Source organism: Pseudoroseomonas ludipueritiae (genome assembly GCF_014490445.1).
In the GTDB taxonomy this organism is placed as follows: Bacteria; Pseudomonadota; Alphaproteobacteria; order Acetobacterales; family Acetobacteraceae; genus Pseudoroseomonas; species Pseudoroseomonas ludipueritiae.
This window is the reverse complement of the sequence record NZ_JACTUZ010000161.1, coordinates 1-9,931: the sequence shown is the minus strand read 5'-3', so window position 1 is coordinate 9,931 and position 9,931 is coordinate 1. Positions and strand designations below refer to the sequence as shown.

The 9,931-nt window shown below is 70.0% G+C and carries 10 protein-coding genes and 1 pseudogene; 2 read left to right on the top strand and 9 right to left on the bottom strand.

Going from position 1 to position 9,931, the window contains the following annotated elements:
• Positions 1-155: 155 nt before the first annotated feature.
• From gpmI to IBL25_RS21860, 7 genes are all read right to left on the bottom strand, one after another.
• Positions 156-1,685 carry a 2,3-bisphosphoglycerate-independent phosphoglycerate mutase gene (gene gpmI / locus IBL25_RS21890; RefSeq protein WP_187780617.1) on the bottom strand — a complete coding sequence of 510 codons (1,530 nt, stop codon included), beginning with the start codon at positions 1,683-1,685 and terminating at the stop codon, positions 156-158.
• 76 nt (positions 1,686-1,761) lie between these two features.
• On the bottom strand, positions 1,762-2,541 hold the full coding sequence (locus tag IBL25_RS21885; protein ID WP_187780616.1) for an EAL domain-containing protein: 780 nt from the start codon (positions 2,539-2,541) through the stop codon (positions 1,762-1,764).
• Between the two features lie 132 nt (positions 2,542-2,673).
• The gene (locus tag IBL25_RS21880; RefSeq protein WP_187780615.1) at positions 2,674-3,039 is read right to left on the bottom strand and encodes a hypothetical protein; all 366 of its coding nucleotides are present in this window, start codon (positions 3,037-3,039) and stop codon (positions 2,674-2,676) included.
• A 49-nt stretch (positions 3,040-3,088) separates the two neighbouring features.
• Positions 3,089-3,562 carry a Cys-tRNA(Pro) deacylase gene (gene ybaK / locus IBL25_RS21875; protein ID WP_187780614.1) on the bottom strand — a complete coding sequence of 158 codons (474 nt, stop codon included), beginning with the start codon at positions 3,560-3,562 and terminating at the stop codon, positions 3,089-3,091.
• A 43-nt stretch (positions 3,563-3,605) separates the two neighbouring features.
• On the bottom strand, positions 3,606-4,433 hold the full coding sequence (locus tag IBL25_RS21870) for an ABC transporter permease (protein ID WP_187780613.1): 828 nt from the start codon (positions 4,431-4,433) through the stop codon (positions 3,606-3,608).
• Positions 4,430-5,362: an ABC transporter permease gene (locus IBL25_RS21865; RefSeq protein WP_187780612.1), complete on the bottom strand. Its 933-nt coding sequence runs from the start codon at positions 5,360-5,362 to the stop codon at positions 4,430-4,432. Before IBL25_RS21865 ends, IBL25_RS21870 begins: the two co-directional genes overlap by 4 nt.
• Positions 5,359-7,020, bottom strand: a complete 1,662-nt coding sequence (locus IBL25_RS21860; RefSeq protein WP_187780611.1) for a peptide ABC transporter substrate-binding protein — start codon at positions 7,018-7,020, stop codon at positions 5,359-5,361. Before IBL25_RS21860 ends, IBL25_RS21865 begins: the two co-directional genes overlap by 4 nt.
• Before the next feature lie 134 nt (positions 7,021-7,154).
• Here IBL25_RS21860 and IBL25_RS21855 point away from each other — a divergent pair, with 134 nt between their 5' ends.
• The gene (locus IBL25_RS21855) at positions 7,155-7,394 is read left to right on the top strand and encodes a DUF2171 domain-containing protein (protein WP_187780610.1); all 240 of its coding nucleotides are present in this window, start codon (positions 7,155-7,157) and stop codon (positions 7,392-7,394) included.
• Positions 7,395-7,460: 66 nt separating this feature from the next.
• Here the strand turns inward: IBL25_RS21855 and IBL25_RS21850 are convergent, their stop codons facing one another.
• Positions 7,461-8,822 carry an Nramp family divalent metal transporter gene (locus tag IBL25_RS21850; protein WP_187780609.1) on the bottom strand — a complete coding sequence of 454 codons (1,362 nt, stop codon included), beginning with the start codon at positions 8,820-8,822 and terminating at the stop codon, positions 7,461-7,463.
• Positions 8,823-8,963: 141 nt separating this feature from the next.
• Complete coding sequence (locus IBL25_RS21845; protein WP_187780608.1) at positions 8,964-9,689, bottom strand: orotate phosphoribosyltransferase; 726 nt, start codon at positions 9,687-9,689, stop codon at positions 8,964-8,966.
• Positions 9,690-9,743: 54 nt separating this feature from the next.
• Between IBL25_RS21845 and IBL25_RS21840 the strand changes: the two are divergent.
• Positions 9,744-9,931, top strand: a pseudogene (locus tag IBL25_RS21840) (mitochondrial fission ELM1 family protein); the annotation flags it as partial.

Sequence of the window (9,931 nt, the reverse complement as noted above, 5' to 3'; positions counted from 1 at the left end):
GGCGGCCTCGCGCGCTTCCTGCGCCACGCGCTCGGCGTCGCGCAGGCTGCGCTGGGTCGGTTGCTGGGCGGCCAGCGGGGGGATGCCGGCGCCCAGGACCAGCCCGCCCAGCAGGGCGGCTGGCAGCAGGCGCGAGAGGCTTCCCCGGTGCCGCACTATCCGCCGGTTCCGACCAGGCTGCGCCCGGTCATGGCCGCCGGCTGGCCCAGGCCCATCAGGGCCAGCAGGGTCGGCGCCACATCCGCCAGGCGGCCTTCATGCAGCACCGCGCCCGCCGGGCCGCCGACCAGCACCACCGGCACCAGGTTGGTGGTATGGGCGGTATGCGGGCCGCCCGTGGCGGGGTCGCGCATCAGCTCGGCATTGCCATGGTCGGCCGTCACCAGCAGGGCGCCACCCTGCGCGCGCACCGCCTCGACGATGCGGGAGAGGCCGGCATCCACCGCCTCGCAAGCCTTGGTGGCGGCTGCCAGGCTGCCGGTATGGCCCACCATGTCGGCATTGGCGAAGTTCAGGATGATCAGGTCGTACTTGGCTGAATTGATGGCCTGCACCGCCTTCTCCGCCAGTTCGGGCGCCGACATCTCCGGCTGCAGGTCATAGGTCGCCACCTTGGGGGAGGCGACCATGACGCGCTCCTCGCCCGGGAAGGGCGTTTCCTCGCCGCCGTTGAAGAAATAGGTGACGTGCGGGTACTTCTCGGTCTCAGCCATCCGCATCTGCGTCTTGCCGGCGGCGGAGACCACGGCGCCAAGGATGTCCCGCATCGACTGCGGCGCGAAGATCGTGGCCATCAGCGCGGTCAGCGCGTCTGAATAATGGGTCATCATGGCGGCGCCCACCAGCTTCGGCAGGAAGGGGCGCGGGAAGCCGGTGAAGGCCGGGTCCAGCAGCGCCGCCATGGTCTGCCGCACGCGGTCGGCGCGGAAGTTGAAGCAGAGCAGCGCGTCGCCGTCCCTCATGCCGGCATAGCCGCCGATGCTGGCGGCGGGGATGAATTCATCGGTCTTGCCGGCGGCATGGGCGGCGGCGATGGCGGCGGTGGCGCTGGCGGCCTTCTCGCCCTGGCCGAGCACCATGGCGTCCCAGGCCTGCTTCACGCGTTCCCAGCGGTTGTCGCGGTCCATGGCGAAGTAGCGGCCGCAGACCGTGGCGATGCGGGCGCCGGTGGGCAGTTGCGGCTCGAAGCGGGCCAGGAAGTCCGGACTGGCCTTGGGCGGCGTGTCGCGCCCGTCGGTCCAGGCATGAATGGCGACGGGGATTCCGGCACCCGCGAAAATCCGCGCCAGGGCCAGGCCGTGGTCCTGGTGGCTATGGACGCCGCCAGGGGAGAGCAGGCCCATCAGGTGCAGCGTGCCGCTACTCGCCTTCAGCTTGGCGATCAGGTCCTGCACCGCCGGGTTGCTGGCCAGCGAGCCATCGGCCACGGCGCTGTCGATGCGCGGCAGGTCCTGCATCACGATGCGCCCGGCGCCGAGATTGAGGTGGCCGACCTCGGAATTGCCCATCTGTCCCACCGGCAGGCCGACATCGGGGCCGCTGGTATGCAGGAAGTTGCGGGGACCGGCGGCCCAGAGCGCGTCGAAACAGGGGGTCCTGGCCTGCCGCACGGCATTGTCCGCCGCCTCCTCCCGCCAGCCCCAGCCATCGAGGATGACGAGCATGACGGGCCTGGGATGCGGCATCGGGGTCTCTCCTGGGTTTGCGTCCGGCCCAGGGATTAAACCCTGAGGGACGGGTTTGCCAGGGGAGGCGCGGCCTTCAGCTTGGCAGGCGTGGCACCGGCAGGTGCTCGAAGCCCGGCCGCGCGAAGTAATAGCCCTGGAAGATCTCGATCCCGAGCCGCCGCAGCACGGCCAGTTCCGCCGCGGTTTCCACGCCTTCGGCCACCAGGGTCACGCCCAGCTCGCGGCACATGGCGGCGGTGTGCCGCAGGATGATGACGCGGGCCGGGTCCGCATCAGCGCCGCGCACCAGCCCCATGTCCAGCTTCACCACATCCGGCTGGAACCGCGCCAGCAGGCCGAGGCCCGAATACCCGGCGCCGAAATCGTCGATGGCGGTGCGGAAGCCGATCTGCCGGTAGGTGTTCAGGATATGCAGCAGGTGCTCCGGGTCCTCCACCTGCTCCTGTTCCGTGACCTCGAACATCAGCGCGGAGGGTGGGAAGCCGGTGCGCTGGGCGGCGGCCAGGGTGGCGCGGATGCAACTGCGCGGCTCATAGACCGCATTGGGCAGGAAGTTGATGGAAAGCAGCGCCCCGGTGGCGGGAAGGTCCAGCCGGGCGGCCATCTCGATAGCCTTCACGCGGCAGGCTTGGTCAAAGGCATAGCGGTTTCTGCTGTCCACCTGCGCCAACACGCTGGCGGCTCCGGCGCCATCCTGCCCCCGCACCAGGGCCTCATAGGCAAAGAGGCTCGGCGGCTCTCCGGAGGCCGGTGCGCGCAGGATAGGCTGGAAGGCCATCGAGATGGGGATATCGAAGCCGCCCGTAGTCCGGCAACGGGCGCAGGAGGGCTGCACTGTCTCAGCGTGAGGCATAACGGCTCTCCTGGTCTGGTGCATTCTAATCAAAACGAATGCACCCGGGGTAGAAAAGCTGCGCCTCCCGTATATTCCGCACGTAAGTTTGCTGCACTGTGGCTTGAAAGCCACGCTCAGGCTTGGGCTAGCTCAGCGCCGCGTCCGCTCCTCTGTCAGGAGAAGGGAACGCCAGGTAGCCCAGAGGCCCAGCCCCAGCATGGCGGCCAGGATGACGGTGTAGAAGACGCGCCCGGCCTTGGGCATATCATGGATCAGGTAATTGGCGTTCACCGAGAGCAGCATCAGCATCAGGCCGCTGAAGAGCCCCCAGGCCGCCACCAGTGGCCCCGGGCCATGGTCCCGGGCGCGCCAGGCGGCCCAGAACAGCGCGGCGGAGATGCAAAGGTCATCCAGCGCCAGGGGGATGAAATGCGCGTCGCCCCAGCGCCGCGCGATTTCTCCGCTGGCCACCAGGAAGCCGATCATCACGGCCAGGACTTGCAGCAGGCCCTTCATGCAGACGGTCTCTTGATCACTGTGGTGGCCGAATCGGAGACTCGGCCGTTCATGCTACCACCGGCCCGGTGCGGGCGCGTAGCACCTCCCGCGCATCCTGCGGACGCAGGGCCAGCAGCAGGCCGCGCTGGCCGGCATTGATGAAGACCCTTTCCTCCGCCATGGCCGCTTCCTCGATGGCGGTGGGCACGGCGCGCTTCTGGCCGAAGGGGCTGATGCCGCCGACATGGTAGCCGGTCAGGCGCTCGGCAGCCTCGGGCTTCATCATCTGCGCCGATTTGGCGCCGAAGAGGGTAGCCAGCCGCTTCATGCTGACCTCGCGGTCCGCCGGCAGCACGACGCAGACGGGCTTGCCGTCGGCCTCAGCCATCAGGGTCTTCAGCATCACGCGCGGCTCGATGCCCAGGGCGGTGGCGGCGGCCAGGCCGATGCTTTCGGCCGCCGGGTCGTAGTCATAGGGATGCAGCGTGAAGGCGATGCCGGCCTTCTGCAGCGCCTGGGTGGCGCGGGTGGTCTTGGACATGGCGAAACTCCGGCGCGCAGCAGAGGACGGCGGCGCCCTGCCGTCAACTGCCGCGCCTGGCCACCCCATCGGCCACCAGCCCGCAGCCTGCCACGGCCAGCAGGATGGCCAGCCCCGGCCAGACCGCCGCCATGGGCGCGGCGAAGACCGCTTCCTGCGCATTGGCCAGCATATTGCCCCAGGAGGGCGCCGGCGGCTGGATGCCAAGGCCAAGGAAGCTCAGCACGCTCTCGGCCAGGATGGCGCCGGCCACGGCCAGCGACGTGGCGACCGCCACCGGCGCCGCAATGCCCGGCAGCACATGGCGCCGGAGCAGCCGCGCCTCGGTCACGCCCAGGGCCCTCGCCGCGCGCACGTAATCGGTGGCTAGCACGGAGAGCGCCGCCGCCCGCGCCAGCCGCGCCACGCCCACCCAGCCGAAGATCACGAGTATCACGGTGATGCGCAGCATATCCGTCCAGGCTTCCCCGCGCGGCAGGCCGAGGCGGGCCGGGTCCACCGCCGCCAGCAGCACCAGCAGGGGGAGGGCGGGCAGGGCGAGCAAGCCATCGGCCAGGCGCATCAGCACCGCATCCACCCAGCCGCCGCGCCAGGCGGCCAGCAGACCCAGCGCGGTGCCCAGCGCGCTGGCCGCCAGTGCCGCCGCCAGCCCCACCGCCAGCGAGACGCGGGCGCCGTAGAACAGCCGCAGCAGGATGTCGCGCCCCAGTTCATCCGCGCCCAGGAGGTGGGCGGCGGAGGCGGGCTCGTATCGGGCGAAGAGGTCGGGCTGGAAGGGGTCGGCCCCCAGCCAGCCTTGCAGCAGCGGCGCGGCCAGGGCGGCCAGGGCCAGCAGGGCCAGGATCAGCAGGCCGAGGCGCAGGCGGGTCATGCCTCCTCCAGCCGCGGGTCCAGCCAGCGCTGGGCGATATCGGCGGCGAGCGTCGCCAGCATGGTCACCAGCGCCACCAGCAGCAGCGCCAGCAGGGCGAGGTTGTAGTCATTGCCCATCACCGCGTCGTAAAGCAGCTTGCCCATGCCGGGGCGGGCAAAGACCGTTTCCGTCACCAGCGCGCCGGAGACGAGGCTGCCGGCATCCAGCGCCAGCAGGGTCAGCAGTGGCACGCCGGCATTGGGCAAGGCGTGGCGCCAGAGCACCCGCCGGTCGGAAGCACCGCGCGCGCGGGCGGAGCGGGCCCAGGGCTGGCGCAGCGCCTCGCCCAGTGCTGCGGCGGAATGGCGGGCATAGGCGGCCATCTGCCCGAAGCCGATGGTGGCCACCGGCAGCACCAGGAAGGCCCAGGCCGGCTGGCCCTCGCCGGGCAACCCGCCCGCCGGCAGCCAGCCCAGCGTCACGGCAAACAGGATGATCAGCAGGATACCCAGCCAGAAGGAGGGCACCGCCTGCGCCAGCAGCGCCAGCGCATCCACGAAGCCCCCTGCGCGCGGCCGCAGCGCCGCCAGCGCGCCCAGCGCCACACCCGCCACGGCCGCCAGCGCCACCGCCAGCCCCACCAGCACCAGGGTGGAGCGCAGCGCCGGCCAGAGCACCGCCACCACCGGCTGGGCGAAAAGGCGGGAATAGCCGAATTCCCCCCGCAGCAGGCCGAGCGCCCAGGCGAGGTATCGCTCCATCAGCGGGCGGTCGAGCCCGTGCAGGGCGCGCAGGCGGGCGATATCCTCCGGCGTCAGGCGCGGGTCCGACATCAGCGCCAGGGAGGCGGGGTCGCCCGGCATCAGCCCGATGGCCAGCCAGGCCGCCAGCGACAGCAGCGCCAGGGTCAGCGCGATCTGCGGCAGGCGGAGCAGCGCCAGCCTCAAGGCTTCACCCGCCACTCCGTGACCCAGAGCGAGGAATAGTTCTGGTGGCCGGTGGGGCGCACGCCGTCCAGCCAGCGCGGCCAGACATGGGCATCGGCGCGGTGCCAGAGCGGCAGGGCGGGCAGTTCCGTCGCGATCAGCCGCTGCAACTGCGACCAGAGCGGGCGGCGTTTGGCCGGGTCCAGCTCCAGCGGCAGGGCCTCGATCAGCCGGTCGGCCTCGGGGTTGGAGAAGCCGGGATAGTTCTGGCCGGACCAGTTGCGGGCGGCGGTGGGGATTTCCTCGGAATGGAAGATGGTGCGGGGCACGTTCTCCGGGCTGCTGACCCAGGCGAACATGGCCATGGCAGTGAATTTCCGCTGGCTGACCGTCTCGCCGAAGAAGACGCGGGGCGGCTCGTTGCGGATGCGTGCTTCCACGCCCACCGCGCGCCACATGCCGGCCAGGATCTGCTGCACCTGCTCCCGCGCCCGGTTGCCGGCGGTGGTCATCAGGTCGAAGGAGAGCGTCTCGCCCGCCGCGTTGCGCCGGATGCCATTGGGGCCAGGACGCCATCCGGCTTCCTCCAGCAGTGCGCGGGCAGCGGCGGGGTCATAGGGCCAGGCGGGGGCATCGGGGTCGAACATCGGGTCTTCCGGATGCACGCTGCCCAGCGCCACAGGCTGCCTGCCGTCGTAGAGCCGCGCCACGATCTGTGCCCGGTCAGCCGCCAGCAGCAGCGCCTGCCGCACCCGGCGGTCGGCCAGCACCGGGTTGTCCAGCCGCAGGTCGATATGCTCATAGCTCAGGCCGGGGCGGTAGCTGAACTGGAAGCGGTCGCCGGCGCGCTTTTCCAGCGCCGCCGCCTGTTCCAGCGGCAGGCCCAATTCGCCGGCGACCATGTCCACCTGCCCGGCCAGCAACTGCGCCTCCATGGCCGCGGTGTTCTCCACCGTGCGGATATTGATGCGGTTGAAGGCGGGGGCGGGGCCGGCCCAATGGGCATTGCGCTCCAGCGTTACGCCCGCGCCGGGCTGCACGGCGGCGATGCGGTAGGGGCCGTCGTAGAGCGCCGGATTCGTGGTCTGGGTCTCATAGGCGCTGCGGGTGCGGTACCCGGCCTTGTCGGCTTCCCAGATCGGCCGCTCGATGCGGGCGGGCAGGGGTTGGAACTGGCCGAGGCCGGCGAAATCGAAGGTCACCTTGTTGAAGCGCACGGTGAAGCTGCGCGCATCCTCGACAATGAATTCATAGGCCGAGCGATAGGTCTCGGCCGGGCCGAAGCCGGTCTCGAAGGCCCGGCCGGCTTCCCAGGCGAAGCGCATGTCCTCGGCGGTGACGGGGGTGCCGTCGCCCCAGGCCTCGCCTTCCTTCAGGCGCCAGGTGATGCGGATGCCGGGCTTGCCATCCGGCGTCTGCTCCAGCTTCGCCCGCCCGTTCTCCAGCGAGGGCAGGGCGTCGCAACTGAGGCAGGTGAGCTTCCAGTCCTCGTCATAAGCCGTCACCGGCCGCAGCGCGAAGCCTAGGATATAGGCCTTGGCGGCCATGTTCTCGATATTCGGGTGGAAATTGGCCGGATACTGCGTGATGCCGATGGTCAAGCTGTCGCGCGCTGGCTGGGCGGCGGCCGGCAGCGCGGCCAGGGCGAGGGGGAGCAGGGCGGCAAGGGCGTGGCGCATGGGCCGATGATGGGGGCTGATGCCGCGGCGCGGTAGGGCTGAAAGCAGCCGGGATGAACTCTCCTTCACGCGGGTGCGGAAACCTCGCCCGCTTCCGCCGGTTCTATCGCCCGGATACGGACAAGGAGAATGGCATGAATCCTTCCGCCATTGCCGCGCATATGGAAGTCGTTGGTTCCGATGGCGGGCATGTCGGCACGGTCGATCATGTCGATGGCCAGCGCATCAAGCTGACCAGGACGGACCCCGCCGCCGGCGGCGAGCACCACTACCTGCATCTCGACCTCGTCGAGGCGGTGCGCGAAGGCAAGATCGTGCTGAACCGCACCTCCGCCCAGGCGAAGGACGAGTGGGGCGTGAAAAGCGTCGGCTGAAGGCGCCACATCGCGGCAGATGCGCGAAGGCCCCGGGGAGTGTGCCCCCGGGGCCTTTTCGCGTGCCTAGCTGAAGAAGGCGTTCTTCAGCAGCACCACGTTCAGCACCACGATCAGCGCCGCCGAGCCCCAGCCCAGAGCCATCTGCCACGGTGGCGTGGCCAGCGCGCCGAGCCGGCGGCGGTCCCCCGCGAAGAGCATCAGCGGGATCACCGCGAAGGGCAGTTGCAGCGAGAGCACGACCTGGGAGAGCACCAGCAACTGGGCCGTGCCGCTCTCGCCATAGATCCAGGTCACCACCACCGCCGGCACGATGGCGATGATGCGCGTCACCAGCCGCCGCAGCGCCGGGCGCAGGCGGATGCGCAGGAAGCCCTCCATCACCACCTGCCCGGCGATGGTGGCGGTGACGGTGGAATTCAGCCCGCAGGCCAGGAGCGCGATGGCGAAGAGCATCGGCGCCGCCGCGCCCAGCAGCGGCGCCAGCAGGGTATGGGCATCGCCGATCTCGGCCACCTGGGTATGGCCCCGCGTGTGGAAGGCGGCGGCGGCCAGGATCAGGATGGCGGAATTGATCAGCAGGGCGATGACCAGCGCCACGGTGCTGTCGATGCTGGCGAAGCGGATAGCCTCGCGCTTGCCAGCCTCGTCCTGCCCGGCGTCTCGGGACTGCACGATGGCGGTGTGCAGGTAGAGGTTATGCGGCATCACCGTGGCGCCCAGGATGCCCAGCGCCAGGTAGAGCTGCGCACCATCCGTCACCACCGAAGACGAGGGCAGGTAGCCGCGCAGCACATCGCCCCAGACCGGGTCCGCCATGGCGAGCTGGGCGATGAAGCAGAAGGCGATCAGCGCGATCAGCCCGATAACAAAGGATTCCAGCCAGCGGACACCCTTATGCTGCAGCCACAGGATCAGCAGCGTATCCAGCACCGTCAGCAGCACGCCTTCCAGCAGCGGCAGGCCAAACAGCAGTTGCAGCGCGATGGCGGTGCCGATGACCTCGGCCAGGTCGGTGGCGCAGATGGCGGCCTCGGCCAACAGCCAGAGCGGGAAGGACATCCAGCGCGGGAAGCGCTCACGGCAGAGCTGCGCCAGGTCCCGCCCGGTGGCGATGCCGATGCGGGCGCAGATGGCCTGCAAGAGCATGGCCATGAGGGATGAAAGCAGCGCGACCGAGAGCAGCGTGTAGCCGAAGGCCGAGCCGCCGGCGATGGAGGTGGCCCAGTTGCCCGGGTCCATGTAGCCCACCGCCACCATGTAGCCTGGCCCCACGAAGGCCAGCAGCCGCCGCAGCCAGGAGGCGCCGGCGGGGACGTGGACGGTGCGGTGGATCTCACCCAGGCTGTTGGAGGCGCCGGTCAGACTGGCCGCGTCATGCCGGTGCCCGGCCGGAAGCTCCGCCGGCGGGCAGGACTGGTCGGGCATCAGGCGGGTCTCCGTGCCACAGGCATCCATCTCGTGTCCCGTATTGAGCCTGTAGCCAAGGCTACAAACAAGGGCCAAAAACAGGCGGCGCGCCGTCATGGCACGCCGCCCCCTGATGAACCCGGAGATCCGGCCGGTGTCTCAGCCAGCCTTGGCCTTGAAGGCCTCGGCCTCTTCCAGGCTGCCGACGCCACCGCGCTCGCGGCTCCAGCTCACCGGATCTTCCAGGAACTTGCGCACTTCCTTCAGGGCGCCTTCCGAGAAGTAGGGGCGTTCCCGGCAGACTTCGAGAACGTCCCACCAGGTCGCCAGATGCAGCAGGTTGAGGTTGATTTGCTGCAACTTCTCCTGCCCGCCGGGGAAGACGCCGTAGAAGAAGACCACGAAGGTATGGTCCACGATCACGCCGGCATCGCGCATCGCCTGGGCGAAGCGGATCTTGCTGCCGCCGTCGGTGGTCAGGTCCTCCACCAGCAGGGTGCGCTTGCCCTCGGGCACGTCGCCCTCGATCTGGGCGTTCTTGCCGAAGCCCTTGGGCTTCTTGCGCACATAGGACATCGGCGCCGCCATACGGTCCGCGATCCAGGCGGCATAGGGGATGCCGGCGGTCTCGCCGCCCGTCACGGCCTCGATGCTCTCGAAGCCGATGTGGCGGTTGATCTTCTCCACGGCCAGGTCGCAGATGCGGGTGCGGGCGCGCGGGAAGGAGATGATCTTGCGGCAGTCGATATAGACCGGGCTCTTCCAGCCCGATGTGAAGGTATAGGGCTCCTCCGGCCGGAAGTTGACCGCCTTGATCTCCAGCAGGATACGGGCGGTGGTGAGCGCGGCGTCGCGGTCCCAGTCTGAAAGATGCGTGGTGGTCATGGCGGGAAGCTCTCCTTCTGGCGCGGTTCGTAACGCCCTGATGGCGGCGCGTCCATGACGGAGGCGCCCATTTGGGTGCTGGCCGACCCGCGCGCGGGCACGGCGGCCCAGGCCCTGGGCATCGCGGAGCGGCTGGATGTGCCCTTCCGCACCCTGCCGCTGGAATGGGGCCCGCTGGCCCGGCTGCCCTGGCCCTGGCCCACCCTGGTCGGGCTGACACCGGCGGCGCGGGGGCGGGTCGC